Genomic DNA, 26674 nt, shown 5'->3' with positions numbered 1-26674 from the left:
GCGTTTTGCCACGTATATAGATGGAAGCGGGGCGTTTGCCACGTCTCCCCGCTGGGCGATATGAGGAGGAGCGATGTTCAAACAGTTCACCCGCGTTCTCGTCGGAATTTCATTAGCAGCAGGCATCGCGGCAACGGTCGCGGCCTGCACCGGAAGCGGCAGCGGCAGCAGCTCGACAGCGACTGAGGCGCCGACGACGGCGGCCGGCGGCGGCTCGATGGCGGGCGGTTCGATGGCCGGTGGTTCGATGGCGGCGCCGCGCGACATGGGCAAAGACACGGTCGTCGGCGGCAAGATGATGAGCCGCTATGGCGGACCGATCTATTCGGGCGCGCCAGCGTTGACCGTCACTGCGGCGCTCGTCGCAGCCGGCGGTGGAGCGGAATACTACTCGACCGCGAAAGCGCTCACGTCGATGCTCGGCAAAGCGACGGTCGCCGCGGAAGTGAAGAAGCTTTCTGCGCAGTACGGCGCTGCGAACGTAACGCAATGGCTCAAGACGTTCGACTTCGCGGTCGGCGATGCGCTCAAGATCGCGACCGCCAAGGGCGTCAAGCTTCCGTCCGCCGATCCGAAGATGACGGGTAAGGCGCTCGCGACGACGCTCGCCAAAGCGGGTACGGCTCCCGACGGCACGTTCCAGATCGAGTTCCTGCTCGATAAGGCCGTGTCGCACCCGATCCACGTCCAAGTGATGGACGATATCGATGCGAACGCCGCATTCGGCAAGAAGGCCGATCTGCAGTACCACGAGATCAGCAACCAGGCGTTCTACGACGTCGCGCAAGCGCTCGGCGCCACCTCGATCAAACTCTCCCCTCTCCACTAGACGCTAAGGCCGGCGTACGGGGGTGAGCGATGCTCACCCATCGTACGCTGGAGCGAATGGACGAACTGCCGCCGACCGAAGCGGCGAATCCGTCGACCGCAGATCTTGACGCGCTTGATACGCGCGCGCTACTCGTACGCATCAATGCCGAGGACCGGCTCGCTGCGGCTGCGGTCGAACGCGCACTCGACGGCCTGAGCGCCGCAGTCGATGCGGTCGCCTCATGTTTGCAAAGCGGCGGACGGCTCCACTATTTCGGCGCGGGCACGAGCGGCAGACTCGGCGTACTCGACGCGGCCGAGCTGCCGCCGACGTTTTCTACCGATCCATCGCTCGTCGTCGCGCACATCGCCGGTGGTGATGCGGCGTTGACGCGTGCGGTCGAAGGCGCAGAGGACGACGCCGAAGCAGGACGCGCCGAGGTCGCGGCGTCACGGATCGGACCATCCGATGTCGCGCTTGGTCTATCCGCCAGCGGATCAGCGCCGTACGTCATCGCAGCGATCGAAGCAAGCGCCGCGCGCGGCGCTCTTACCATCGGCATCACGAGCGATCCGCGCGGTGCGCTCGCGCGAGCGGTCGCGATCGCGATCGTGCTCGAGACCGGCGCCGAAGCGCTAACGGGATCGACGCGGATGAAGGCCGCCGCGGCGCAGAAGATGGCGCTCACCGCGCTCAGCACGGCTGTCATGGTGCGTCTCGGCAAAGTGTATCGCAACCTCATGGTCGACGTCGCGCCGACGAATCGCAAGCTGCGCGCTCGAGCGCTGCGCTTGACGCAACTCGCGTCCGGAGCATCGGCAGAAGATGCAGCGCGAGCGCTGGATGAAAGCGGCGGTCGCGTGAAGATCGCGGCGTACATGCTCGCGCGCGGCGTCGACGCGGCGCGCGCGAGAGACGCTCTCGAGAGGAGCGGCGGGTCGCTGCGAGGAGCGCTAGAGCTCACAGCCGATTCCCAGCCTTAACGCTCGATGGGCGCAAAGTTGGGAGCGGTCGAGATTCATCTCGACCGGCCGAGCGAAGCTCGGCACAAAATGGTAGGTTCTCGCCCGCATTGAATCGGGAGCCTAATTATCGTGGATCTCGAGGTCTCCCCGCACTAATGTCCATCGCTCGTTTCGCCGTCACGCGCAGGGTCGCGGTGACGATGCTCTCGGCTGCGATCGTCGTCCTCGGCATCTTCGCAGCTCCACGCTTGCCAGTCGCGCTGTTGCCGTCGTTCGCACCCCCGGTCGTATTCGTCACCGTTCTGTACACGAATGCATCGCCGGAGACGATCGAGTCGACCGTGACGCGGCCGATCGAGAACGCGGTGAGCCGGGTGTCCGGCATCGACATCCTCGAGTCGACCTCGGCGCCGGGCGTCTCGAGCGTACGCATCCAGTTCGACTACGGCACGAACATCGACGTCGCCGCCGTCGACGTCCAGCAGCAGGTGGCACGCATCCGCGCGTCGCTGCCGAACGACCCTGCGCTGCAAGAGCCGCAGATCATCAAGGCGGATCCGAACGCCCTGCCGATACTCACGCTCGAAGTGACGGATCCCGCGCGCACGCAGCGCGACCTCTCCGACATCATCAACAACCAGCTCTCCGACGAGCTCGCCTCGGTCCATGGCGTCGGCAGCGTCAGCGTCTCCGGCGCGGCGCAGCGCGCGATCATGGTGCAGCCCGACGAGCACAAGCTCGCTGCGATCGGACTGACGCTCACGGACGTCATGAACCGCATCTCGAACGAGAATGTCGACATTCCCGCCGGCATCATCCAGATCGGGCCGGAGGAATACGGCATCCGCACGAGCGCGCTTTACAAATCCGCCGCCGACGTCGGCGATACGGTCATCGCGGTCCAAGCCGGATCGGCGATACGGCTCAAGGACATCGCGAGCGTCTCGGACAGCATCCAAGAACAGCGCGTCTTCTCCCGACTCAACGGTCAGCAGTCGGTGCTCCTCAACATCACGGCACAACCCGACGCGAACATCGTCGCCGTCGCCAACGAGCTGTCGGCGAAGTTCGCGGACATCCACAAGTCGTATCCGCAGATGCACTTCGAGACGATGCTCGATCAGCGCGAATTCATCTTGAGCGCGCTCGCATCGCTCGAGCACACGGCGATCTACGGTGCGGTGCTCGCTGTGCTCATCATCCTCTTGTTCCTGCACTCTTGGCGGTCGACGGTCATCGTCGCCGTATCGCTGCCGGTCTCGATCCTCGGCACGCTCTTCGTCGCATACCTCCTCCATGAGTCGCTCAACGTCATGACCCTCGGCGGCGTCGCGCTCGGCGTCGGCCTCATCGTCGACGATGCCGTCGTCGTCATCGAGAACATCTCGCGTTTCCTGCGCGCGGGAAACGCGCCGGTCGCGGCGGCGGAAAAGGCGACGACGCAGATCTTCACGGCGGTCCTCGCATCGTCGATCACGGTCATCACCGTGTTCTTCCCGCTCATGCTCATCCCCGGATTGCAGGGGCTCATCTTCACCCCGTTCGCGATCGTCGTCATGAGCGCGGTCGGTATCTCGCTTCTCGTCGCCGTCACCGCGGTGCCGATGCTTTCCGCCAGCATCCTCCGCCGTCGCGATACGGCGGCAGACGGCGATGATGGACGCCGCACCTTCGGCGCGCGATTCGACCACGGATATGCGCGGTTCGAGGATACCTACAGGCGCGCGCTCGGCTTCTGCCTCGATCGGCCGCGTGCGGTGCTCGGCTGTGCGATCGGCTTGTTCGTCATAGCGCTCGGCTCGCTGCTCGCGGGCGTCGTGCAGACGGAGATCTTCCCGGCGTCCGACTCACGCTTCGTCTCCATCGGGCTGCAGACGCCCAACGGCGATGCGCTCGCGCGCACCGATGCCGTTTCTCGCGTCATCGAGTCGGCGTTGCGCAAAGATCCACGCGTCGTCGCGGTCGGGTCCACCGTTGGCCAGACCGGCTTCACGTCGGCTCGCCCGATCACGAACCGTGCGACGCTGCAGGTAACGCTGCAGCCCGGAACGAGCGCAAGCGCGGCGGCGTCATTCGTCCACGAGTGGAACGCGAAGCTTTCCGGCAGGAGCTCGGATCCGAAGCTCCGCGCCGCGCTTGCCGGATCTATCGTCCGCGGTCAGACCATCGACATCGTCCAGCGCCAGATATCGCAGGGTCAGACCGCGCTCGAGGTCGAGTTGTTCGGACCGGACATCAACAGACTACAGGCGCTTTCGAACGACGCGATGTCGCGACTCGCGCAGATACCCGGCGTCGGTCAACCCGACACGAATGTGACCGAAGCGCAGCCGGAGGTCGATGTCGCGATCGATCGCACGAAGGCGATGATGTCCGGGCTCGGCACGGGCGACCTCGCCGGCTTCATCGATACGGCGACGAATGGTTCGACGGCCTCTTTCTTCCAGGTCAACGGCATCCAATATCCGATCATCGTGCAACTGCCCGCGGCGCAGCGGCGCTCGTTCAACGCGCTGGGTCAACTCGAGCTGCCGGCCGGTGCCGCGAACGGCTCAGGTGGGACCACGTCGGCCGGCGGTTCTTCGAATCCGGGTGTGTACGATCCGACCGGCGCAAACCCGGTCGGGAGCGGATCGCAAGCGCAGTCGAACGGTCTGACGCTGGGCAGCGTCGCGGCTCTTTCGCAAGGCTTCGGCCCGTCTGCGATCAGCCGTCTGAACCGTCAACGGAATATCGAGATCCAAGCGCCTATCTCGGGAAGGCCGCTCGGGCCGATTCTCAAAGACGCGGCGGTCGTCATGGACGGCATGCACCTGCCCGACGGCTATCGCTGGCAATATGGCCCTGAGATCGTCCAGGGTCAGAACAGCTTCAGCGGGATGTACTTGGCGGTCGGCCTCGCGATACTCCTCATCTATATGCTGCTCGCCGCGCAGTTCGAGTCGTACGTCGATCCGCTCATCATCATGACATCGATCCCGTTGTCGCTCGTGGGCATCATCAGTTCGCTGCTCATCACGAATCGCGCCTTCGGCCTCACCGCATTCATCGGTTCGCTCATGCTCGTCGGCATCGCGGTGAAGAACGCGATCCTCGTCGTCGAATTCACGCGCCAGCTGCGAGAAGAGGGTCTGTCCGCTCGCGACGCCCTTATGCGCGCGGGGCCGATGCGATTGCGGCCCATCCTCATGACGATGTTCGCGACCTGCGGCGGCATGCTGCCGCTTGCGTTCGGCATCGAGGCAGGCAGTTCGACGCAAGCACCGCTCGCGACCGTCGTCATCGGCGGACTCGTCACGTCGACGTTCCTCTCGTTGCTCGTCGTCCCGACGCTTTACCTCGCCGTCGCAAACCGCTCCGGCGGCCGTTTCGTCAACCGTCGCCTTATGGCGACCACGCCGACCCTCGAACGCGAGGACACGATCGAGCTCGTCGGCACCGACGCCGGCGACTAAACGCTGCGAGCGGTTGGGGGCAGCCGAGGCGCGTAGGTTGGGGGAGCGGTCGAGACAACTAAGTTGGGGGAGCGGTCGAGATTCATCTCGACCGCCGCGGTCTAGCCGACTGGGATGGCAGCGGTCGAGCCGCGTAGGTTGAGGAGCGGTCGAGATCTATCTCGACCGCCGCGGTCTAACCGGTTGGGATGAGGGCGGCCAAAACACGTAGGTTGGGGGAGCGGTCGAGATTCATCTCGACCGCCGCGGTCTAGCCGAGTCAACGCCAACGATCGACAATCCCTGAGTATTCGTACTGTTCGTGAGCTGCTACGAGGCCGGCCCGGAAAGGGTTCGCAAGAACGTAGTCGACCGTTTCTCGGCATTCTCTCACACCGTGTATGATCCGCTCGTGATAGCCGCGCTGCCACTCGAATCCATCGATAAGTCTGCGAACTCGTATCGTGATGGCGGCGCGCAGCGTTCTGACAACCTTCGATAGGTGGATGCCGACCTTTCGCAGACGCATGACCGCGTGAATGTGGTCGGGCATAACGGCGTATCCGTAGAGATAGTACAAACCGGCATCGCGAAAGTGGCGCAGTTCTTCGGTCGCGATCGACGCGATAGTTGACTCAGAAAACGCCGCGCGTCTGTCGGCGACGCAGAATGTGATGAGGTACGTTAAATCCTGAGCATAGTCGACGTCTTCAAGGCGCGGTGGTGTCCTGTGAAATCTCATGATAAGGGCTTCACTTCGCTTGAACCTATCGTCCAGGCGAGGCCGCGGCGGTCGAGATGAATCTCGACCGCTCCCCTTTACTCAGAGCAACTCGACCGCTCCCTTTTCCTTACGTGCGAGGCCGCGGCGGTCGAGATGAATCTCGACCGCTCCCCTTTACTCAGAGCATCTCGACCGCTCCCCTTTTCCTTACGTGCGAGGCCGCGGCGGTCGAGATGAATCTCGACCGCTCCCCAGTCTCTCAAGCGGTCATGATGTGGTGCGGGCGAAGCGGACCGATGCGACGATCACGAGGAACAAGCCGAGCGAGAGCATCGCGGTGACCGACGGCCAGAGCTCCGCAAGGCCTGCGCCGCGCAAGATGATGCCGCGGAGGATCTCGAGGAAGTAGGTCAGCGGAATCGCATAACCGAGGAGCTGCATGATCCACGGCATCGCGTCGCGTTCGAAGAAGAAGCCCGAGAGCAAGATCGACGGCAGCATGATGCCCATCGTCATGAGCATCGCCTGGAGCTGCGAGCGTGCGACGCTCGAGACGAGCAGACCCAAGCCGAGCGCCGCGAGCAAGAACCCGATCGCGAGGACGAGCAGCAGCAGCGCGCTACCGGCGATCGGCACTTTGAATACGAACAGCATAGCGGCGAACACGCCGAGGAAGTCGACGAACCCGATCGCGGCGTACGGCACGATCTTGCCGAGCATGAGACCGGTCGAGCCGATGGGCGTCACGAGCAGCTGGTCGAGCGTGCCGCGCTCGCGCTCACCGACGATCGCGAGCGCCGTCAAGAAGATCGTGATGATCTGCATGATGACGCCGATGAGCCCGGGCACGAGGAAGTTCGCGCTGCGCAGGCTCGGATTGAAGAGCGTCCTCGGCCGCACGTCGATGAGCTGCGGCGTCACGCTCAAGCGCGGGTCGAGCTGAGCGCTCAACGCCGAGCCGATCGACGATGCCGAAGCGAGCGCGACGTCTGCGATCGACGAGTCCGAGCCGTCGATGAGGACCTGGAGCTGGGCAGGTCTTCCCGCGATGACGTCGGCCGAGAAATTCGGCGGAACGTCGATCGCGATCTTCACCTTGTCGGCGACGATGAGCTCGTGGAGCTGCTCGCGCGATCCAGCCTCGTACACGAGGTTGAAATCCTGCGACGCACGCAAGGCGTCGAGCACACGTACGGCGATCTGACCGTGGTCTTCGTCGAGATATGCGGTGCCGATGTGCTCGACGCGCGTGTTGATCGCATAACCGAATATGAGCAGCTGGAGGAGCGGCAGCGCGAGCGCGAGCACGAGCGTCGTTGGGTCGTGGACGACGTGGATCAGTTCCTTGTACAAGACCGCGCCGAATCCGCGAAGGTCGAACGGACGCCTCATGCGACGTTCGCCCGAGCGCGCGTCAACGCGACGAAGACGTCTTCGAGCGACGGCTCGATCCGCTCGACGATCGACACTCCCGCTTCAGACAGGTCCGACGCGACACGCTTGGAGTCGACGTCGGACGACACGACGAGGTGGAGATCTCGGCCGAAGATCGTGACGTCGCGGACGTACGGCAGCGAGCGCGCACGCGCGAACGCCGTCATCACCCGATCCGAGCGTACGAAATAGCGAACGGTGCCAGGCGCGTTGACGCCCGGCAGCGCGCGCAACTCGTCGAGCGTTCCCTGCGCGATGAGATCGCCGTCGTAGATGTAGCCGACGCGCGTGCACCGCTCGGCTTCGTCCATATAGTGCGTCGTGACGAACAGCGTCCGGCCATCGCCCGCGAGCTTGAACAACAGATCCCATAGGTCGCGACGAGCGACCGGATCGATGCCCGCGGTCGGCTCGTCGAGGAAGAGCACTTGTGGGTCGTGCAGCAACGCCGAGGCGAGCGCGAGGCGCTGCTTCCATCCGCCCGACAGCGTTTGCGCTTGCTGGTCCTTGAAGCGTTCGACGCCGGTGAGCTCCGCCACCTCGCGTTTGCGCCGCTCACGCGCAACCGCCTCGAGCGCGTATGCGCGGCCATAGAACTCGAGGTTCTGATCGACCGTCAGATCGCCGTAGAGCGAGAACGATTGCGACATGTACCCGATCGCGAGCCTGACGCCGTCACCATCGTGCACGATATCGTGCCCGTCCACCGACGCGCTTCCCGACGTCGGCGCTACGAGCCCGCACAGCATCTTGATCGTCGTCGACTTGCCGCTGCCGTTCGGTCCGAGGAAACCGAAGATCGAACCCGACTCGATCCGAAGGTCGATGCCGTTGACGACCGTATGGACGCCGTAGCGCTTCGTGAGCGCCTTCGTCTCGATCGTGACGGTCACGGCAGCGCGACGTCGACCGTCGTTCCGGCGCGGAGCGCACGGTCGGGGTCGGCGATGCGGACCTTGACGCCGAAAGCGAGATCGGCGCGGTCTTCCGCGGTCTGCACGTCGCGCGGCGTGAACTGCGCTTGCGCGTCGATGGTCTCGATACGACCGTCGAACGTGCGGCCGGCAAGCGCGTCGGATCTGACGCGCACCGGCGCACCGACCTTGACGGTTTGCATGTCCGACTGCGTCACGTAGATGCGGACCCATGGGTCGCCGAACTCGTCGACCTGCGCGACCGCCGCACCCGCTGCGACAAGATCGCCCGGCCGAAGGTCGAGCCCGTCGACGACGCCGTCGGCAGGAGCGGCCACACGCGCTTCATCGAGCCGAGCGGACGCGGCGGCGACGTTCGCGTCTGCCGCCCGAGCGGCGGCTCTCGCTTGCTGCAATTGGTCGGGTCGCGTTCCCGCGAGCACGAGCGACAGCTCTGCGTGCGCAGCTGCGGCGGCATCCGCCGCCGAGTTGACGGTTTGCGCGGCCGATCCGTGTTCGACCGAATCGAGTTGCGCTACCGCTTGCCGAAGTCGCGCATCTGCCGCTTGCGCGGCGCCGCGGGCCGAATCGGCCGCGGCGTGCGATGCGTCCATCGCCTGCGCTGAAATGGCGCCTTCCTGGAAGAGCGTTTGAGACCGCTCCTCGTCGCGCGTCGCTTTGGCGCTCGCCGCGTTGGCGGCGGCGTCATCCGCCTTCGCCGATTCCTCGGCGGAGCGCGCCGCCTGGACCGTTTGCGGCTGGTTCACGCGCGCCTGTTCGTACGCGGCGTCCGCCTGCGACGCGTTCGCCTCGGCTTTTGCGATATCGGCCGCGCGCGGTCCGGCCTCGAGGTCTCGGAGCTGCGCGTATGCCTGATCGCGAGCCGCGATCGCCGCGAGATAGCCGGCTCGCAATTGACGATCGTCGAAGGCGACTATCGTCTGACCTTTGCTAACGCGTTGTCCGTCGGAAACCGCGATCGTCGTGACGCGCCCGCCCGCAGTCGAGCCGACCGATGCCGAATCCGCTTGCACCGTGCCGCTGTAAGCGAACGCATCGCGATGATTCGAACAACCGGTGACCGAGAGGATGGCGAGGGATGCAGCGAGTGCGAGCGATGTACGCGGCGTCGTCGGCTCGTCCATGCCGACCTAAATAGATGCCGCCGAAGCGAATACCTTTAGGCGGCCGGAAAGACGCCCATCCGCGCCGCGACGAGCCGTTCGAGATCCGCTGCCGGCATCGGCGCGCCGACGAAGAAGCCTTGTGCGCTGTCGCAGCCGAGCAGCTGGAGGAACGCCAGCTGCTCGCGCGTTTCGACCCCTTCCGCCGTCACTTGCAGGCGGAGCGCGTGGCCCATCGAGACGACGGCCTTGACGATCGCCGCGTCGTCCGTGCTGTTCAGGCAGTCGGTGACGAAGGTGCGGTCAACCTTGACGACATCGACCGGAAAGCGCTTGAGATTCGACAATGACGCGAAGCCGGTGCCGAAGTCGTCGAGGGCGAGCCGAACGCCGATGCGTTTGAGCTCCTCGAACGCGAGCAGCTCGACGTCGCTCGCATGCATCGTGATGCTTTCGGTCAGTTCGATCTCGAGGCTCGACGGGTCAAGCCCGTGCGCGGCGAGCACCGCATCGACCGACTCGACGAACGACTTATGGCGGAACTGACGCGCCGACACGTTCACAGCCATCTTGAACGCCGGGAAGCCGAGCTGGCGCCATTGGGCTGCTTGACGGCACGCCTCCTCGATGACCCACGAACCGATCGATACGATAAGCCCGGTCTCCTCAGCGATCGGGATGAACTCCGACGGCGGCACGAGGCCGAGGCCCGGCCGCTCCCACCGGACGAGCGCCTCGACGCCGACGAGTTTGCCCGATGAGATGTCGATCTGCGGCTGATAGTGGAGCAGCAATTCGCCGTTCTTCACAGCGCGGCGCAACGACGTCTCGAGCGCGAGCCGCTCGTTCGATTTCGCATCGGTCGGCGTGTAGAGCTGGTACGTCGCGCGGCCGACCTCTTTCGCGCGATACATCGCGTAGTCGGCGTGCTTGACGAGCGTCTCCGGGTCGGCTCCGGCATCGGGATACAGGCTGATGCCGATGCTCGCGGTGACGAAAAGCTCGCGACCATCGATCGAAACCGGCGCTTCGAGCGAGTCGAGGAGGCGCTGCGCGATCTTGCCCGCGGCGGCGGCATCGCCGACATCGGGCAGCAAGACGACGAATTCATCGCCTCCGAGACGCGCAAGCGTATCGCCTTCGCGCAGCGTCGTCGAGATGCGCGCCGACACCTCTTGGAGCAACCCGTCGCCGATGCGATGGCCGAGCGTATCGTTGATCACCTTGAAGCGGTCGAGGTCGAGGAAGCACACCGCGACCTTCTCATTCGAGCGCTTTGCTTGCGCCATCGCGACCTGGACGCGATCGTAGAAGAGGCGCTGATTCGGCAGACCTGTGAGCGCGTCGTGAAGCGCGTTGTGCCGCAGCTCATCTTCGACGTTGCGGTGCTCGATCGCGAGGCCGAGCCACTGCGCGATGAGCCTGATGAAATCTATCTCTGTCTCGGAGAACGGCGTCGCGCGCGGTTCCGGCCCGGCGAAGCTGATCGTGCCATACACCTGACCGCTGACGCGCAGCGGCGTGCCGATGTAGGCCTCGAGCTTGAACGTCTGGTGCGCCGGATGGCTCTCCCAGTCCGGCGTCCGGCCGTCGTGGATCGCCACCGTCTCGCCTGCCGCGACGACTCGACCGGAGTACATCGTCGCGAGTTTGAAGCGCGCGCCGCGCTTGAAGCGCTCGTCGGGATATTGCGCGGACAAGATCTCGAGCTCATCGCCGTCGATGCGCGTGATGATGCCCGAAGGGAGGTGGAAGAAGGCGCAGCCCATCGCGAGCACCGCGTCGACTTTGTCGTAATGGTCGATGTGCGGCGCGGATGTCACCTCGTACAGCGAGCGGATCGCCGCTTCGCTGTCGCGCAGCGCCTCCTGCGCGCGCATGCGATCGGTGACGTCTTGGACCATCGAGGTCGCGCCGACGAGCGAGCCGTCGACTGCGACGAGCGGCGTGTCGTTCCACTCGCAGATGATGTGCGTGCCCGCCTTCGTCGTCGCATCGCGCGTGACGCGGCTGCCTTGCGCGCCGCCCGGCCGCGGGCGTCCGAGAAGCGCCTGCCCGTCCTTGCCGAGTGCTTCGGACTCGGTGAACCCGAAGATCGATTCGGCGGCCGGGTTCCAGCTTGCGATCCGACCCTCGCTATCCCAACCGATGACCGCGACAGGCGTCTGTTCGACGTGAAGGCGCAGCCGAGCTTCGGACTGTCGCGCCGCGTCTTCGGCGTTGCGCCGCTCGGTGACGTCGCGCGCGATCGTGACGATGCGGACGTCGCCGTTCGATCGGCGGTAGAGCCGGCGGTAGCCCTCGTACCAACGCCACTGCCCGCTCTTGTGCTTGTAGCGCAGCTTCACACCGACGGGCTTGCCGCCGACCGTCGCGACAAGCGACGCGCTCGACTGCGCGAGGTCGTCCGGGTGCGTGAATTCGAAGATCGACCGGCCGAGAAGTTCGTGCGGCTCGTAGCCGACGATCGAAGCGCAATTCGGACTGACGTACATGAGCCGCCCGTCGACCGACATCTCGACGAGCATGTCTTGGCTGCTTGTGACGAACCAGCGGAAGCGCTGCTCTTCGTCATGCGCGTCGTCGATCGCGATCGGCGTCGCCGTCCGCGGCTTGGGCAGCACTCGAGCGAACGCCGAAAGCACGCGAGCCGCCGCGCCGAAGAACGCGCGGCGGAGCGGCGGCATCGGCCGCGCCTGGACCTGCTCGGTCGCGGTGTCGCTTTCCATCTATCCATATTTATCGAACGATTCGCAGCGCGCAGAGGGCTCCGGCCGCATTTTCCGGGGCGCGCAGGCGCCCTCGTCCGGTGTGGCGGGGCGCAAAAAGTCCTAAGTGTGATGGGGCTTACGCCCATGCGAAAGGGAAAGCCATCACCTTCGCGGCGGGCGGCTCCGATGATAGGGTTATTGACAACCGGTGGGTGGAGTGGGGAGTCGAGTCACGTGCGTTGGATACTCAGCGCGGTCGCGCTGGCGATTGTCGTGCCGATCCTGGCGAACGGCGTCGTTCGCAGCAAGCGCCCGTGGTGGCTGTAGCGCCTTAGCCTCTCAGGGCCTTGCCTTGAAGCCCCCGAACACCGCGTGACCTGCGCGCAGCCAAAACGCGCTCACGCCGACGAATCCCACCTCTTCCAGCCACTTCAACTGATCGAGCAGCCGCGACGGGCGATCGCCCGGATCGGGGTGCCGGTACCAATTCCACTGGTCGCCGTCGAAGCGATCGAACGCGAGCAGACTTCCCGTCATCTCGGTCGACTGGCGCTTCACCTCGGCATCCCAGAACTCGGCGGCGTAATCGCGTTCGGCTTCGCTAGACGGCGCGATGAGATCCGCCATGAGCAGCGCGCCGCCGGGCTCGAGCCGGCGGTAGAGATTGCGGAAGAGCGTCCAGCGCGCTTCGGGATCGAGATGGTGGAGCACGATGCTGCTGAGGAAACAGCGGACGCCGCCGGGCAGCGGCGCGATCCAGGCGTCGGATTCGAGCCGGAATTCACGGACGATCGCGCGTTGTCCATACGGTGCGAGCCGTTCGCGAGCTCGCGCGAGCATGGCCGGCGAGCCGTCGAGCGCGATGACCTGCGCGCCATTGAAGCGCTGCAGTACGCGGTGGCTCAACCAGCCTTCGCCGGCGCCGACGTCGACGCACCAGAAACGCTCGTCGGGTCGCGCGGGGATGAGCCGGAGAATCGTCGATTCGATCTCGTCGCGGTTCGGCGTGTAGATGCGGCCGAGGTCCGCAAACACTTTCGAATCCGACTCTTGCCAAGCTTCGGACATGCATCAAGCGTTTAGGCGGGGCCCGTACAGGACCTGCCTCAATGGGCTTGTAGCGGTCGAGCTTTAGCTCGACCGCCGCGGCCCGTCATAGAGAGTCCGTTGGCGGTTGACACAGCTCGACGAGCGTGCCGCCTGTCTCCGACGGATGGATGAACGCGATGAGATTGCCGTGCGCGCCGCGTCGAGGCCGTTCGTCGATCAGACGCACGCCCTGCGATGCGAGGCGCTTGAGCTCGGCCACGAGGTCCGGCACTCGGTACGCGAAGTGGTGGAGCCGGGATGGCTTGTCGCCGAGATAGCGGACGAGCGGCGAATCGGTTGCGACCGGCCGCAGCAATTCTATCGAGCCGTCGCCGGCCCGCATGCCGACGATATCGACGCCTTGATCCTCGACGCGCTCGCGATAGCGGACGGTGAAGCCGAGCGATGCGTATCGGCGCTCGGCCTCCGCCAGATCAGCGACGACGATGGCGACGTGATCGAGCGCGCGGCCGTCGATCATTTCACGACGACAGGCCGGTGCGTCGAAAATACGATTCGCATCGCATCGCACACTTCGCCGAGCGTGCAGCCCTCGTCGACCGCGTCGACGAACTGCGGCATGAGCGGAGCATCCGTCTCGGCCGCGCGTTTGACGTCGGCGAGACGCGCCGCGACGCGCTCGCCGTCACGGCCCGCGCGAAATGCGGCGAGCCGTTCGCGCTGCGCTCGCTCGATCGCTGGATCGATGCGTTGGAGCGGCACCCGCGTCGAGCCCGCTTGCGAGTCCGCGAACTTGTTGACGCCCACGACGATCGTATCGCCGCGCTCGATCGACTGCTGCGCGCGATATGCGCTGTCGGCTATTTGTCCTTGCATCCAGCCGCTCTCGATAGCCGCGATGGCGCCGCCGCGCGCGTCGACCTCGTCGATGATCGAGCGCGCAGCCTTGGCAAGATCCGACGTGAGCCGCTCGACGTAGTACGAACCTCCGAGCGGATCGGCCGTCGAGGCGACGCCGCTTTCGTAGGCGATGACCTGCTGGGTGCGCAGCGCGACCTTCGCCGACGCCTCGGTCGGCAGCGCGAGCGCTTCGTCTTTACCGTTCGTGTGGAGCGATTGCGTTCCGCCGAGAACGGCCGCGAGCGCTTGCAGCGTGACGCGGACGACGTTGTTGTCGGGTTCCTGCGCGGTGAGCGTCGAGCCGCCGGTCTGCGTGTGGAAACGCATCATCCACGACTTCGGATCTTTCGCGCCGTACTCGTCGCGCACGATGTGCGCCCACAGCGCGCGAGCCGCGCGGAACTTGGCGATCTCCTCGAAGAAATCGTTGTGCGCGTTCCAGAAGAACGAGATGCGCGGTGCGATGCGATCGACGTCGAGACCCGCATCGATCGCCGCGCGGACGTACGCGCGGCCGTTGCATAGCGTGAACGCGAGCTCTTGCGCCGCCGTCGCGCCCGCCTCGCGGATGTGGTAGCCGCTCACCGAGATCGTGTTCCACGCAGGCACCTCGTGCGCGCAGTACGACATGAGATCGGTGACGAGGCGCATCGAGGGTTTCGGCGGGTAGATGTACGTGCCGCGCGCGGCGTACTCTTTGAGCACGTCGTTCTGCGACGTGCCGGTGAGCTTGTCGAACGGGGTGCCGCGGCGCCGGGCGAGCGCGAGGTAGAAGGCGAGGAGGATTGCGGCGGGTGCGTTGATCGTCATCGAGACGCTCACCTCGTCCTGCGCGATCCCGTCGAAGAGCGCCGCCATGTCGTCGATCGTCGCGATCGCGACCCCCGTCCGCCCGACCTCGCCCGCCGCTTGCGGCGCGTCTGAGTCGTAGCCCATCTGCGTGGGAAGATCGAAAGCGACTGAAAGGCCGGTCTGGCCATGCGCGAGCAGGTAGCGATAGCGTTCGTTCGACTCGCGAGCACCGCCGAAGCCGGCGTATTGCCGCATCGTCCACAGGCGGCCGCGGTACATGCTCCGCTGGATGCCGCGCGTGAACGGGAATTCGCCCGGCAGCGGCTCGTTGGCGAGGTCGAGATCGGCGACATCCGCGGACGCGTATACCGGTTCGATCGGGATGCCGCTATCCGTCGAGCGTTCGCGCATGTGACGGCTGTTCGCAGACGCGCCGCGCGCGGCCTGTGCGCACCTTACGCCTCGAAGGTCAGGATCGAAGCGCCGGTCTCAAGGGTGTCGCCGACGTTCGTGTCCACGGACTTCACGACGCCCTCGCGGTGCGCCACGATTTCGTTCATCATCTTCATCGCTTCGACGATGGCGACGACCTGGCCGTCGCGCACCGAGTCGCCGGGCGCGATCTTGATGTCCGCCACGATGCCGTGCATCGGCGCGGTGACGCGGTTGGCGTCGGCCGCTACCCTCTTCGGGGCCTTGAATCGGGGCGCTTTCGCGCGCGCGCTCGAGGTGCCCGGTCCGTCGCCGAAGACTCGCACATCGAAACGTTTGTCGTTCACTTCGACGGTAACGGTCCGGCCCTGGTCGGTTTCGGCCGATGGCTCGCCGATCGTGCCGGCTATCGCCGTCGATTTGCGCTCGGCGACATGCGCCGCGATCCGTTCTTTGTGGCGATCGACGAACGACTCGACGTCGGGCGTCGCATAGTCACCGCGGACGAAGCGCTCGTCGCAGAGCAGCAAGTCGAACAACGGAATGGTCGTGTCGACGCCGCTCACGACGAATTCGCCGAGCGCACGCAGCATGCGGCGCCGCGCCTCCTCGCGATCCTCGCCCCACGCGACGAGCTTCGCGAGCAGCGAATCGTACTCTTGAGGGATGACCCAGCCTGGATATGCCGCCGCGTCGACGCGGATGCCGGGGCCCGCCGACGGCGCGAACACGTCGATGCGCCCTGCGCTCGGCCGGAAACCAAAAGCCGGGGATTCGGCATTGATGCGGCATTCGATCGCGTGTCCGCGCGGCGCGAGCTCTTTTTGCGAGAACCAGAGCGCTTCGCCGGCCGCGACGCGGATCTGCGCCTTGACGAGATCGAGCCCCCACACCGCCTCGGTGATCGTATGCTCGACTTGGATGCGCGTGTTCATCTCGAGGAAGAAGAACTCGTCGCCCTCGACGAGGCACTCGATCGTGCCGGCGCTGTCGTAGCGGATCGTCTTGGCAAGCCCGAGCGCGGCATCGAGCAGACGTTGCCGGACGGTGTCGGCGATCGTCGCCGGCGTCTCCTCGACGAGTTTTTGATGCCGCCGCTGGAGCGAGCAGTCGCGCTCGCCGACGTGTACCGCGTTGCCGTGTTTGTCGCCGAGCACCTGGACTTCGACGTGTTTCGGCCGCGCGAGATATCGCTCGAGGTAAACCGTGCCGTCTTTGAAATACGTCGCGGCTTCTTTCGCGGCGAGAGAAAACGCTTGATCGACTTCCGAGGCGTCGCGCGCGACCTTCAGTCCCTTGCCGCCCCCGCCGGCCGCTGCTTTGATCGCCAGCGGATAGCCGATCGTTTTCGCGAGGCGCTTCGCATCTTCGGGCGACCGCACCGGTTCGGTCGTGCCGGGCACGATCGGCATGCCCGCTTTCCGGGCCGCGTTGCGCGCGGCGACTTTGTCGCCCATCATTTCGATAAGGCTGGCGGATGGTCCGATGAAGGTAAGCTTTTCGTCTTCGCAACGCCGCGCGAAGGCGGCGTTCTCGGCGAGGAATCCATAGCCCGGGTGGATGGCGTCCGCACCGCTTCGTTTCGCGGTCTCGATGATCGCATCGAAATCGAGGTACGACTGCGCTGCCGGCGGCGGCCCGATGCGATACGCCTCATCGGCCGCGGTGACGTGCGCCGCGTCGCGATCGACGTCGGAGTACACCGCGACGGTCGCGACGCCGAGTTCCTTGCACGCGCGGATGACGCGCAGCGCGATCTCGCCGCGATTCGCGATGAGGACCTTGTCAAACATCGTCGCGGAGCGCCTCGCGTCGAGCTGCGCCGGCCCAAGGCGAAAGACCATCTTGTTTCGCTTGAGAAACGCCGCCGATCGATTCGAGATCGCGCGGCGCTTTAGACGACCAGCGGCTTCTCCGCCGAGACGCTGCTGCTGCCGGCGCGGATCGCGCGCGAAGCGCCGCGAGCGCGAGTGCGACCGCGGCGGACTCGTCGGCGGTCATCCTCATAGCGGTATGTTGCCGTGTCGGCGAGCCGGCCGCGCGACGCGCTTGGTCCGCAGCATCTCGAGCGCGTTGCACAGCACCGGCCGCGTCATCGCCGGATCGATGACGTCGTCGATGTAACCACGTTCCGCGGCGACGTACGGGTTTGCGAAGCGCTCGACGTACTCGGCGACGAGCTCTTCCTCGCGAGCGGTCGGGTTTTTCGCCTTCGCGATCTCATCGCGGTGGATGATCTTGACCGCGCCGTGCGGTCCCATGACCGCGATCTCGGCAGTCGGCCACGCGATATTGAAATCGGCGCGGATATGTTTGCTGCACATGACGTCGTAGGCGCCGCCGTAGGCTTTGCGGGTGATGACCGTCAGCTTCGGCACAGTCGCCTCGGCGAACGCGTAGAGCAGCTTCGCCCCGTGCTTGATGATGCCGCCGAACTCTTGATTCGTGCCCGGCAGAAACCCGGGGACGTCGACGAACGTGATGAGCGGGATGTTGAACGCGTCGCAGAAGCGGACGAAACGCGCACCTTTGATCGACGAATCGATATCGAGAACGCCGGCGAGGACCGCCGGCTGATTCGCGACGATGCCGACGCTGCGGCCGCCGAGGCGCGCGAAGCCGACGACGAGCGAGCCGCCGTAAAGCGCCTGCACTTCGAAAAAATCGCCGTCGTCGACGACGCGGTGGATGACGTCGACCATATCGTACGGCATGTTCGCCGACGGCGGGATGATGTCGATGAGCCCTGGGTCGGTGCGTCGCGGGTCATCGGATGACTCCGCCTCGGGCGGATCGTCGAGATTGTTCTGCGGCAGGAACGAGAGCAAGTGGCGGATCTGCTCGAATGCGTCGTCTTCGTCGGCGCAGAGGAAGTGCGCGACGCCGCTCTTCCGGTTGTGCGTGAGCGCGCCGCCGAGCTCTTCGAACGTCACCTCCTCGCCGGTCACCGTCTTGATGATCTCAGGCCCGGTGATGAACATCTGCGAGATCTTGTCGACCATGAAGATGAAGTCGGTGATCGCAGGGCTGTAGACGGCGCCGCCGGCGCAGGGTCCTGCGACGAGGGAGATCTGTGGCACGACGCCCGACGCCTGGACGTTGCGCCAGAAGATCTCCGCATATCCGCCGAGGCTGACGACGCCTTCTTGTATGCGCGCACCGCCCGAGTCGTTGATGCCGATGACCGGGCAACCCGTGCGCACGGCGAGATCCATGACCTTGCAGATCTTCTCCGCGAAGACCTCACCCAGCGAACCGCCGAGCACCGTGAAGTCTTGCGAGAAGAGGAAGACGCGACGACCGTCGATGGTTCCGTATCCGGTGACGACGCCGTCGCCGACGTAGCGCTTCTCCGCGAGCCCGAACGCGTCGGTCCGGTGAACCGCAAAGGCGTCGAGCTCGACGAAGGAATCCGGATCGAGGAGGCGAGCGACACGTTCGCGCGCCGTAAGTTTGCCGCGCTCGTGCTGCCGCTCGTTCGCGGCTTCACCTGCGGGCGCCGCCGCTTGAGCACGCTTCGCTCTGAGCTGGTCTAGTTCTGACTTGTGGCTCATCGAGCGACACGGTTCCCCGCAAGGGGCGGCGCTACCCGCCGCTCGAAAAGCGCGTCATGGCGAAGATCGCGCTCTTGCAATTCGACACCGATCCTGCGTGCGCCGCGCGTCGCGCGGCAGTCGCATCGCTTGGCGCGACGGTCGTCGAAGGCGAGCCGCGCTGGCCCGCGTTCTTCGATCTCATCACGAAGGAGCGGCCCGACGTCATCGTCATCGCGTGCGCGATCCTATCGCGCCATGCCCGCGAAGCTGCGCGTTATCTCGGCGACGGTTTCAACACGCGCAACATCCCGGTCTATCTCGTCGACGTGCCGTCTGCGGAATACAACGAGACGCGCGCCAGTGCCCCGCGCGCGACGATCCTCGGTTTGGACGAGTTGCGGTCTGCTCTTGCGACGGTCGGCACGAACAGATGATATGGGACCGGTCGAGATTTATCTCGACCGCCGCGGTCTCAGTGAATGTAGCGGTCGAGCTTTAGCTCGACCGGAGACGAGCGGTCATAAGGCGGGTCTGCGGCGGTCGAGATAAATCTCGACCGCTCCCTAGCAAATTGATTAGTCTTTGATCGCGTCTTGCGCGAGGGCGATCGCGGTGCGCAGCTGCGGATCGACGCCGCGAGCGACGTCGCGCGGTGTGCGCACGACGACGACGTCCGGTGTGACGCCACGACCTTCCAGCCGAACACCGCTCGGCGCGATCATGTCGAGGGTCGCGACCCGGAGCAGTCCGCCGTCCGCCAACGGCTCCTCGAGATCGACGCCCATGACCTTACCGGAGGTCCTCACGCCGACGATCGTCGCGCGATGGTACGATTGGAGGGCTGCGGCGAGGGTCTCGGCGCCGCTCTCGCTGCTGTCGTCGACGAGCACGTAGAGCGCGCCCGCATAATGAACGCCCGCAGCATCGCTTGCGAGAAAGCGCTGCGGACCGAACCAGTGGACGCGCCGCCAGCCGGTGACGACGAGGGTTCCCTTGGACAGGAACATGCCGGCAGTATCGTCGACCGCGTCGAGCATCCCGCCCGGGTTCGATCGCAGATCGAGCACGAGCGCAGGCTCCTTGCCGACCTCTTCCATCGCCCAGCCGAGTACGTCATCGATCGCTTCCGGGAACGAGCCGATGCGCAGATAACCGACGCCCGCGGCTGCGACATCCCAGTCGACGTCCGGTCCGCGAGGATCGTCGACAAGCACCGCGGGCGCAAGCCGGAGCGACGTGTGACGTAGTTTGCCTGTGACCGGATCGCGCAATTCGTAGTGCTTCAGCGTACCCGGCGGTCCGAGCTCGGCATCCGCGGCCACGACGATGTCGCCGCGGCGCAGACCCGCGCGCTGCGCCGGCGAGTGATTCGAGACCGCCATGACGACCTGATGGCCGTCGATCAGCGAGATGAGGGCGCCGGCAGCGCCGGCGTCCGGTCGACGGTCGATGCGATCGACCTCGAGCGGCGAGAATGCGATCGTGTGGCTGTCGCCCAGCACGGCGAGCATCTCGTGCAGGGCGTCGTAACGCGCGGTGACGTCCGGTGCGCCGACGATGAGCGGCCGATAGTGCGCCGCGACCGCCTGCCAGACGTGACCGTGATACGAAGGATCGTAGTACGATTCCGCGACCGAGGATTCGACCTCATCGAACACGCGCGTCCCCATCGACTCGGCAGCGACGTGCCGGTAATAGAGATAGGCCGGCAGCGCGACGGCGAGAGCGACGATCGCGAAGATCATGCGACGCCGGCGTATCCGGCGACGGTGGATAGGCAGATATGGCGCTGCGGAAAGTTCCCAGTTCATACTTGTCGAGTCGTCGTCGGCCGCCTCGGCTGATCAGAGGGAGAAGGTGAACTTGCCCTTCTGTTTCGCGCGATACATCGCGGCGTCCGCTTTGCGTTGGAGCGCCGTCGCGTCCGCGCCGTCGTCGGGGAACTTGCTGATCCCGATGCTCGCACTGACCTCGAATATCCGATCCGCCGCGACGAGGGGTTGCCGCACGGTCGCGAGGATGCGCTCGGCGACCTCTTCCGCATACTCCGAGCCCTCAAGGCTTGAGAGGATGACGCCGAACTCGTCGCCGCCGAGTCGCGCCACGACGTCGGTCTCGCGGACGCAGACGCGCAGACGGAGCCCGACCGCCGTCAGCACGGCGTCACCGACATGGTGGCCATGCGTATCGTTGATCCGCTTGAAATCGTCGAGGTCGATGTAGAGCACCGCAAACGTGTCGCTGCGTCGCCGCGTCGCGTCGGCTGCCGCCGCGAGCTTGTCGTCGAACAGCCGGCGATTCGGCATACCCGTGACCGGATCTTTATACGCCGCCTCTTCGAGCGTCCGTGCGCGCTCGCGTTCCGAGATGCTCTCGGCGATCGCGATGACTCCGCTCATCGCGCCATGGCCGTCATGCATGGGCACGATGTTCCATTCGCAGACGACCGGATCGCCCGCTTTCGTCCGATTGGTGGAGATCACGCGGAACGGCTCGCTGCCGTCGTCGGCCGCATCGATCGTCTGGACGAACGGCTCGCCCGCCGCGCTCACCGATTCGATGAGCGGACCCGCGAAGCGCCCGATCACTTCGGCTCGCGTATAGCCGAACATCCGCTCTGCCGCCGGATTCCACTCGGTGACGACGCCGTCGCCATCCCAAGCGATCACCGCGACCGGTAGGCGGCGGAGCTGCAGTTCGAGGCGCTGCTGCACGTTGCGCAACTTCTCCTCAGCCTGGACTTCCGACGTCACGTCGCGTCCGATGATGACGACGCGCAGCTTGCCCGCTTGCGTTCGATACGGGCGTCCGCGCCCTTCAAGGTGACGCCACGTGCCGTCGACCCTGCGATAGCGGAGCGTCTCGTGGATGCGATCGCCGTCGCCGACCGCCATCGCAAACGCCTCGAGGCCGCGGTCGGCGTCTTCCGGGTGGAGATGGTCGACGAGAAACGTGCCGATGATCTGCTCCGGCTCGTAGCCGAGCACATCGACGATGTTCGGGCTGACGTAGAGGATCCGGCCGCTGACCGCGCACTCGAGTATGATGTCGAACGCGTTCTCGACGAGATGCCGGAAGCGGTCCTCATGGTCCGTCTTCGTGCGCGCGTCGCGCTTTGCGGGCATCATGACCGTCCGCCCCCAGTGCTCCAAATGGCCGAGCATTCGACGACGCCGCGGCGCCGCCATGCGTCCCGACCTCGCTGTGATGCCCTAGCTATCGGGCGTCCAAACGCGCGCCTGCCGGGTAGAGCCAGTCTTCTAGGCGGGTATGGCTCACCGATGTCTCGCCGGCGAGCTCGCGTCGCAATTCTGAGAGCGTGCCGCCGGACTCCGCCAGCGCGTCGTGCTTGTGGATGCTTTCGAAGTTGATCTGCCGAGCTGATATGAAGCTATCTACAGGCATATCGACGAACGCGTCGCACGCGTAGCGAAGCATCTCGCGGACGACGTCCTCGACGAAGCGAGGCGCGTGGTGCGCCTTTTCGACGATGAAAAGCTCGTCCGGCCGCTTCAGCAAATCGTACGTCTCCGACGACATCGACTGCTCGACGATCTCGACGAGCACCGCCGGATCGACGTCGCCCTCGCCGCCGACGAGCAGACGTCCGCGTCCGCGCTGATTATGCGTCACCATCGGAACGGCGGCCATTATGCGCTCGACCGCGTCGGCGCCGAAACCGGCCGCGGTCAGACGTTCGCGCGACGCGTCGGCGACCATCGCTTGCGCGCACGGGCAAGCGGTGATGCCATCCGCCTCGACGCCCACGACGCGGCGACGATGATCCGGAGCGGCGACCGCACGTGCGAGCAAGGTATAGAACTCATGCGTCGCGATGCCGCTCGCCGGCGTGTGACGCGGAAGCGCGATCTCGGCGCGCGCGCGGACGTATGCTTGCTCCGCACGCTGGCTGGCGACGACGCGTTCCGCGAGGTCGAGGGCAAGCGCGTCGAGACCGCCGTACGCGGTTTGCGCCGTGAGGTCGGCGAGCGCATCTTCTAGGTCTTGCGAGAAGCGCGACATATGTACGCCGCTGTGCGTCGCATCGAGGTCGGCGAAGATGTCGAAAATGGCGATCGCGGTCTGCTGCCGACCGGTCTTGCGATCGTCGAGCGCGATGAGCGTCTTCACGCCCGTCACGCCCGCACGATCGAGCGCGAGCGAGACGGCCGGCCGCTGCTCTTGGATGTCGCGTCGCAGTCGAGGAAGGAGGCCGCCCTCTGAGCGAGTGACGCCGCTCGCGTCGACGCGCGATGCGAGCTGCTTGATGGTCGAGCCGGTCACCGGGTCACGCCAATCGGGCGCTATCTCGGCCAAGGGGATGAGGACGAACGCGCGATCCTGCAGGCCGCGATGAGGGATCGTGAGGTCTTCATCTTCGATACGAAGCTCGCCGTATAGAAGAAGATCGAGGTCGATCGCTCGCGGTCCCATCGGCACCGCAGCTCCCCTCCCGACGCGGCGCTCGACGTCGCGCAGACGGACGCGGAGTTCGCGCGGCGCAAGCGCCGTCGTTCCGATGCACGCAAGGTTCAGGAAATCCGGCTGGTTGCGGTATCCGACGGGCGTCGTGATGAAGGCGGACGACACGCGTTCGATATCGATGAACGCGCGCAAGCGCTGCAATGCGCCGGCAACATTCGCTTGGCGATCGCCGAGGTTCGATCCGAGCCCGATCGCGACGGGCGTCACGAGTTCTCTCTCTATGCGGAAACCTTCGCTGGTCTTTCGTGCCATCCCGTCAAAAAAAGATTGACACGCGTGAAATCCCGGCGGTATCATTCGAGTAGCCTCAAGGGATCCGCTCCAAGGCGTACTGATCGGCGAGCGGGTTGGCATTCAACCCGCATCCGGATTGTAAAACCCGGGCGTAGCGATAGGGCATAGACCCGATCGACCGAAAGCCGATAAGATTCCCGGCCGGTACGGGCTACAGTACAGCAAGGACCGAGCTCGCTTGAGGCGCTTTATGGACGAAAGTCCGTTTCTCGGGAGGGTTACGCGCCCTCCCTTTTGCTGTTCTTTCGCCATATTTTCACCAGCCTTTCGTCTAGGTCAAGGAGAGATTTCGAACCAAAACGCCGATACCAAACGTAGATTCGTATAGAGAAAGCAGTTTTCGGCCATTCCGTCGAAACGAGCTGCAGAGGAGAGTCCAAGATGTCGATGTGGGAACCGTTCACCGAGCGAGCGAGGCGCAGCATCGTGCTGGCGCAAGAAGAAGCGCAGCGCCTCGGCAACAACTACATCGGCACGGAGCACATACTGCTCGGCATCATCAGTGAGGGCGAAAGCCTCGCCGCGAAAGTGCTCGAGACGCTCGGCGTCAATCTCGCGAAGGTCCGCGCTGAAGTCGAGGCGATCGTCGGCCGCGGCGGCCAGACCGTCCAGCAAGAGATGGTGTTCACCCCGCGGGCGAAGCGCGTCATCGAGCTCGCCTTCGAAGAGGCGCGCCAGCTCAACCACAACTATATAGGAACCGAGCACCTGCTCCTCGGCCTCATCCGCGAGGGCGAGGGTGTCGCCGCGCGCGTCCTCATGAACCTCGGCGTCGACCCGGCGAAGGTCCGCGTCCAAACGACGTCGCTGCTCGGCGCCGAAACCCAGACGCAGACCGCCTCGAAAGGCAAGAGCAAGACGCCGACGCTCGACGCGTACGGCCGCGATCTGACGCAACTGGCACGCGAAGGCAAGCTCGACCCCGTCATCGGGCGCAACACCGAGATCGAGCGCGTCATCCAGATCCTCTCGCGGCGCACGAAGAACAACCCGGCGCTGATCGGCGAGCCGGGCGTCGGCAAGACCGCGATCGCCGAAGGTTTAGCGCAGCGCGTCATCACGGGCGACGTGCCCGAGCCGCTGCGCGACAAGCGCGTCATCACGCTCGACCTGGCGGGGCTCGTGGCCGGCACGAAGTATCGCGGCGAATTCGAAGAGCGGATGAAGCGCGTCATGGACGAGATCCGCGGTGCGAGCGGCGAGATCATCCTCTTCATCGACGAGCTGCACACGCTCGTGGGTGCCGGCGCCGCGGAAGGCGCAATCGACGCGAGCAACATCATCAAGCCCGCGCTCGCGCGCGGCGAACTCCAATGCATCGGCGCGACGACGCTCAACGAGTTCCGCAAGCATATCGAAAAAGACAGCGCGCTCGAGCGCCGCTTCCAATCGATCATGGTCGGCGAGCCGTCGCTCGACGAGGCGATCGAGATCCTCAAGGGTCTGCGCGACCGCTACGAGGCGCACCATCGCGTCAAGATCAGCGACGAAGCGCTCGAGGCCGCCGTGCGCCTATCCGACCGCTACATCACCGATCGCTTCCTGCCCGACAAAGCCGTCGACCTGATGGACGAAGCCGCATCGCGCGCCCGCCTGCAGGCGACGTCGCTGCCGCCGGAGATCCGCGAGCTCGAGACCGAGATCCGCAAGGTCAAGACGGAAAAAGAGAACGTCATCAAGGCGCAGGAGTTCGAGAAAGCCGCACAGATCCGCGACCGCGAAGAAAAGCTGCGCGCGAAGAAGCAGCAGATGGAAGCCGACTGGATCGAAAAGCGCAACCAGAAGGGCGAGAAGGTCAACACCGTCGGCCCTGAGGAGATCGCGCACATCGTCTCGACGTGGACGCGCATCCCGGTCAGCAAGCTGAAGGAAGAAGAGACGATCAAGCTCCTCAACATGGAGGAGGCGCTACACAAGCGCATCGTCGGCCAAGACGAGGCGATCACCGTCATCACGCGCGCGATCCGTCGCGCACGTGCCGGTCTCAAGAGCCCGAAACGTCCGATCGGTTCGTTCATCTTCCTCGGACCCACCGGCGTCGGCAAGACCGAGCTCGCGCGCACGCTCGCCGAGTTCCTGTTCGACGATTCCGAGTCGATGGTCCGCATCGACATGTCGGAATATATGGAGAAGTACGCGGTGTCGCGGCTGGTCGGCGCGCCGCCAGGGTACGTCGGCTATGAAGAAGGCGGCCAGCTCACCGAGGCGGTGCGGCGCCGTCCCTACAGCGTCGTGCTGCTCGACGAGATCGAGAAAGCGCACCCCGACGTCTTCAATCTGTTGCTTCAAGTCCTCGAGGACGGCCGCCTGACCGACTCTCAGGGCCGCATCGTCGACTTCAAGAACACCGTCATCATCATGACGAGCAACGTCGGATCGGCCGGGATGCAGACGAGCAAAGACATCGGCTTCCGGCCCGTCAAGGAAGAGGGCTCGTCGGCCATCCGCTACGAGCGGATGAAGAACAAGATACTCGAGGAGATCAAGCATCTCTTCAGGCCGGAGTTCTTGAACCGCATCGACGAAGTCGTCGTCTTCCATCAGCTCGACATGGACCAGATCAAGGCGATCGTCAAGCTGGAACTGGCGAAGGTCGTCCGCGAGCTCGAGAACCAGCACATGACGCTCGAAGCGACCGAAGCCGCGTGCGAACTGCTCGCGAAAGAAGGCTGGGATCCATCGTTCGGCGCGCGTCCGCTGCGCCGCTCGATCCAGCGGCTCGTCGAGGATCCGCTCTCCGAAGAGCTGCTGCGAGGCACGTTCAAGGTAGGCGACCATATCTTGCTCGATGCCGCAGATGGCAAGACCATCTTCCAAAAGCTCGGCGAGCCCCTCAAACCGCCGGCTCCGGAACCTACGCAAACCGGCTAAGGGTTCTGTAGCGGTCGAGCTTTAGCTCGACCGGGGACGACCCTTCAAGGCAGACCGCGGTCGACCGTAAAGTGTACTCCCCACACACCTGAGGTACGAAGAGAGCCCTTCCGGAACGGTGTTGTTGTGAACACACACCACCCGGAGGGCTCCTCATGCATTATACCACTCGTTGGGATGCTGCTGCGATTCGCGCC

At 65.2% G+C, this 26674-nt stretch carries 18 protein-coding genes; 5 read left to right on the top strand and 13 right to left on the bottom strand.

Going from position 1 to position 26674, the window contains the following annotated elements; all coding sequences use genetic code 11:
* Window positions 1-73: 73 nt before the first annotated feature.
* From VFO25_11630 to VFO25_11620, 3 genes are all read left to right on the top strand, one after another.
* Window positions 74-829 (top strand): hypothetical protein, encoded by a 756-nt coding sequence (locus tag VFO25_11630; GenBank protein HET9343552.1) that lies wholly within the window; start codon window positions 74-76, stop codon window positions 827-829.
* A gap of 29 nt (window positions 830-858) precedes the next feature.
* Window positions 859-1794 carry an N-acetylmuramic acid 6-phosphate etherase gene (gene murQ, locus VFO25_11625; protein HET9343551.1) on the top strand — a complete coding sequence of 312 codons (936 nt, stop codon included), beginning with the start codon at window positions 859-861 and terminating at the stop codon, window positions 1792-1794.
* A gap of 137 nt (window positions 1795-1931) precedes the next feature.
* A complete protein-coding gene (locus tag VFO25_11620) occupies window positions 1932-5231 on the top strand; it encodes an efflux RND transporter permease subunit (protein ID HET9343550.1) in 3300 nt (1099 codons plus the stop codon).
* A 259-nt stretch (window positions 5232-5490) separates the two neighbouring features.
* On the opposite strand, the gene VFO25_11615 is transcribed toward VFO25_11620, so the two are convergent.
* From VFO25_11615 to VFO25_11570, 10 genes are all read right to left on the bottom strand, one after another.
* The gene (locus tag VFO25_11615; GenBank protein ID HET9343549.1) at window positions 5491-5952 is read right to left on the bottom strand and encodes a transposase; all 462 of its coding nucleotides are present in this window, start codon (window positions 5950-5952) and stop codon (window positions 5491-5493) included.
* Between the two features lie 249 nt (window positions 5953-6201).
* Entirely contained in the window at window positions 6202-7326 is a 1125-nt protein-coding gene (locus VFO25_11610; protein HET9343548.1) for an ABC transporter permease, read from the bottom strand.
* Window positions 7323-8261 (bottom strand): ABC transporter ATP-binding protein, encoded by a 939-nt coding sequence (locus VFO25_11605; protein ID HET9343547.1) that lies wholly within the window; start codon window positions 8259-8261, stop codon window positions 7323-7325. Before VFO25_11605 ends, VFO25_11610 begins: the two co-directional genes overlap by 4 nt.
* Window positions 8258-9427 (bottom strand): efflux RND transporter periplasmic adaptor subunit, encoded by a 1170-nt coding sequence (locus tag VFO25_11600; GenBank protein ID HET9343546.1) that lies wholly within the window; start codon window positions 9425-9427, stop codon window positions 8258-8260. The genes VFO25_11605 and VFO25_11600 overlap by 4 nt, the downstream gene beginning before the upstream one ends.
* Before the next feature lie 35 nt (window positions 9428-9462).
* Entirely contained in the window at window positions 9463-12135 is a 2673-nt protein-coding gene (locus tag VFO25_11595; protein ID HET9343545.1) for an EAL domain-containing protein, read from the bottom strand.
* A gap of 321 nt (window positions 12136-12456) precedes the next feature.
* Window positions 12457-13185, bottom strand: a complete 729-nt coding sequence (locus VFO25_11590) for a class I SAM-dependent methyltransferase (protein ID HET9343544.1) — start codon at window positions 13183-13185, stop codon at window positions 12457-12459.
* A gap of 85 nt (window positions 13186-13270) precedes the next feature.
* Window positions 13271-13687, bottom strand: a complete 417-nt coding sequence (mce, locus tag VFO25_11585; protein HET9343543.1) for a methylmalonyl-CoA epimerase — start codon at window positions 13685-13687, stop codon at window positions 13271-13273.
* On the bottom strand, window positions 13684-15270 hold the full coding sequence (locus tag VFO25_11580; GenBank protein ID HET9343542.1) for a methylmalonyl-CoA mutase family protein: 1587 nt from the start codon (window positions 15268-15270) through the stop codon (window positions 13684-13686). The genes mce and VFO25_11580 overlap by 4 nt, the downstream gene beginning before the upstream one ends.
* 44 nt (window positions 15271-15314) lie before the next feature.
* Window positions 15315-17084, bottom strand: coding sequence for an acetyl-CoA carboxylase biotin carboxylase subunit (locus tag VFO25_11575; GenBank protein ID HET9343541.1), 1770 nt, complete (start codon window positions 17082-17084; stop codon window positions 15315-15317).
* Between the two features lie 210 nt (window positions 17085-17294).
* Window positions 17295-18845, bottom strand: a complete 1551-nt coding sequence (locus VFO25_11570) for an acyl-CoA carboxylase subunit beta (protein HET9343540.1) — start codon at window positions 18843-18845, stop codon at window positions 17295-17297.
* 56 nt (window positions 18846-18901) lie between these two features.
* Between VFO25_11570 and VFO25_11565 the strand changes: the two genes are divergently transcribed.
* The gene (locus VFO25_11565; GenBank protein HET9343539.1) at window positions 18902-19261 is read left to right on the top strand and encodes a hypothetical protein; all 360 of its coding nucleotides are present in this window, start codon (window positions 18902-18904) and stop codon (window positions 19259-19261) included.
* Between the two features lie 141 nt (window positions 19262-19402).
* On the opposite strand, the gene VFO25_11560 is transcribed toward VFO25_11565, so the two are convergent.
* The 3 genes from VFO25_11560 to mptA form a co-directional block, all read right to left on the bottom strand.
* Entirely contained in the window at window positions 19403-20572 is a 1170-nt protein-coding gene (locus VFO25_11560; protein ID HET9343538.1) for a S41 family peptidase, read from the bottom strand.
* 99 nt (window positions 20573-20671) lie between these two features.
* Window positions 20672-22015, bottom strand: a complete 1344-nt coding sequence (locus tag VFO25_11555) for a diguanylate cyclase (GenBank protein ID HET9343537.1) — start codon at window positions 22013-22015, stop codon at window positions 20672-20674.
* A 28-nt stretch (window positions 22016-22043) separates the two neighbouring features.
* Window positions 22044-23519 carry a GTP cyclohydrolase MptA gene (gene mptA, locus VFO25_11550; protein HET9343536.1) on the bottom strand — a complete coding sequence of 492 codons (1476 nt, stop codon included), beginning with the start codon at window positions 23517-23519 and terminating at the stop codon, window positions 22044-22046.
* 468 nt (window positions 23520-23987) lie between these two features.
* On the opposite strand from mptA, the gene VFO25_11545 reads away from it, so the two are divergent.
* Window positions 23988-26477: an ATP-dependent Clp protease ATP-binding subunit gene (locus tag VFO25_11545; protein HET9343535.1), complete on the top strand. Its 2490-nt coding sequence runs from the start codon at window positions 23988-23990 to the stop codon at window positions 26475-26477.
* The last annotated feature ends 197 nt before the right edge of the window (window positions 26478-26674 follow it).

The sequence above is a fragment of the Candidatus Eremiobacteraceae bacterium genome (genome assembly GCA_035710745.1).
Taxonomy (GTDB): Bacteria; Vulcanimicrobiota; Vulcanimicrobiia; order Eremiobacterales; family Eremiobacteraceae; genus JANWLL01.
Note: the sequence above shows the minus strand (reverse complement) of the source record. Positions and strands in the feature narration are given on the sequence as shown.

Coding starts and splice junctions, on each gene's coding strand:
- VFO25_11590 (HET9343544.1), bottom strand. CDS start 13,185: ATGTCCGAAGCTTGGCAAGAGTCGGATTCGAAAGTGTTTGCGGACCTC.
- VFO25_11555 (HET9343537.1), bottom strand. CDS start 22,015: ATGGCGGCGCCGCGGCGTCGTCGAATGCTCGGCCATTTGGAGCACTGG.
- VFO25_11595 (HET9343545.1), bottom strand. CDS start 12,135: ATGGAAAGCGACACCGCGACCGAGCAGGTCCAGGCGCGGCCGATGCCG.
- VFO25_11610 (HET9343548.1), bottom strand. CDS start 7,326: ATGAGGCGTCCGTTCGACCTTCGCGGATTCGGCGCGGTCTTGTACAAG.
- mce (HET9343543.1), bottom strand. CDS start 13,687: ATGATCGACGGCCGCGCGCTCGATCACGTCGCCATCGTCGTCGCTGAT.
- VFO25_11620 (HET9343550.1), top strand. CDS start 1,932: ATGTCCATCGCTCGTTTCGCCGTCACGCGCAGGGTCGCGGTGACGATG.
- murQ (HET9343551.1), top strand. CDS start 859: ATGCTCACCCATCGTACGCTGGAGCGAATGGACGAACTGCCGCCGACC.
- VFO25_11615 (HET9343549.1), bottom strand. CDS start 5,952: ATGAGATTTCACAGGACACCACCGCGCCTTGAAGACGTCGACTATGCT.
- VFO25_11545 (HET9343535.1), top strand. CDS start 23,988: ATGTCGATGTGGGAACCGTTCACCGAGCGAGCGAGGCGCAGCATCGTG.
- VFO25_11560 (HET9343538.1), bottom strand. CDS start 20,572: ATGATCTTCGCGATCGTCGCTCTCGCCGTCGCGCTGCCGGCCTATCTC.
- VFO25_11630 (HET9343552.1), top strand. CDS start 74: ATGTTCAAACAGTTCACCCGCGTTCTCGTCGGAATTTCATTAGCAGCA.
- VFO25_11580 (HET9343542.1), bottom strand. CDS start 15,270: ATGCGCGAACGCTCGACGGATAGCGGCATCCCGATCGAACCGGTATAC.
- VFO25_11575 (HET9343541.1), bottom strand. CDS start 17,084: ATGTTTGACAAGGTCCTCATCGCGAATCGCGGCGAGATCGCGCTGCGC.
- VFO25_11570 (HET9343540.1), bottom strand. CDS start 18,845: ATGAGCCACAAGTCAGAACTAGACCAGCTCAGAGCGAAGCGTGCTCAA.
- VFO25_11565 (HET9343539.1), top strand. CDS start 18,902: ATGGCGAAGATCGCGCTCTTGCAATTCGACACCGATCCTGCGTGCGCC.
- VFO25_11600 (HET9343546.1), bottom strand. CDS start 9,427: ATGGACGAGCCGACGACGCCGCGTACATCGCTCGCACTCGCTGCATCC.